The sequence below is a fragment of the Micromonospora arida genome (genome assembly GCF_003857035.1).
GTDB classification, from domain to species: Bacteria; Actinomycetota; Actinomycetes; order Mycobacteriales; family Micromonosporaceae; genus Micromonospora; species Micromonospora arida.
Window position 1 is genome coordinate 1 of the sequence record NZ_QGSY01000206.1, and the last position, 839, is coordinate 839.

The window sequence follows — 839 nt, forward strand, 5'->3', positions numbered from 1 at the left end:
CGACCGGGGACAGCCGTACCGTCGGGGCCGGGCGCGGCCGGTGGACGACGTCGCCGGCCGGTCGGGTCCGAGGCGGGCGGTGCGTCCGGGCCGGGCCCCGCCACGGCACGGCCGCGCTGACCGGTGGCGTCCGGAGCGGGCACCGCCGCAGCGCCCCGCCCACGCGCGGGCCGGTCGCCGGGCGGCGAGGGGTAGGTCAGGGCCTGCTCTCCGGTGGAGCCCGACGCGTCGGGCCGGACGGCGCGACGACCGGTCGGTGCGTCCGCGCCGGGGTCGACCGGCGGGCCGACGGGCCGGCGGGCGGCGGTGCGTTCCGCGGCCGGGTCTGGCACGGCGAGCCGACCGGACGCCTGCTCGGTGAGGTCTCCCGGCCCGGTGGGCGGCGCCGGACGGCGACCCCCGGCCGGTGGACTGCCGTCTCGGCGGTTGACCACCGGCAGGCCGGGGTCGGTGTGTGGCAGGCGGCCGGCCTGGCGGAGCCAGTCCGCGGGCCGCTCCGGGCGGTCCAGGCGGGGTTCGCCGCCGGGCGGCGTTCGGCGTTCCGGTTCACCGGAGACGACCCGGCGGCGACCGGTGCCGTCGGCGGGGCCGGTGGTGGGCAGGGCGCCGCTGTGCGCGCCGGTCGCCTCGGGCACCGATGACGCGTTCCCCGAGCGGGGCACGGGTGGCGCGTTCCCCGAGCGGGGCACCACCGGCTCGTCGGGTTCCGCGGCGCGGCGACGCCCGCCGGCTGTCGGACGGGGACCTTCGGAAGCGCGCCCGGCGGGCTCGGGCGCACCGGGGTCGGCGGGGCCCGGACGACGCCGGGCGGTGCGGGGGTCACGGTCACTGGCGGGGTC

At 82.4% G+C, this 839-nt stretch carries 1 pseudogene; it reads right to left on the reverse strand.

Going from position 1 to position 839, the window contains the following annotated elements:
• A pseudogene (locus DLJ58_RS19690) lies at positions 1–635 on the reverse strand (hypothetical protein); the annotation flags it as partial.
• Positions 636–839: the final 204 nt, after the last annotated feature.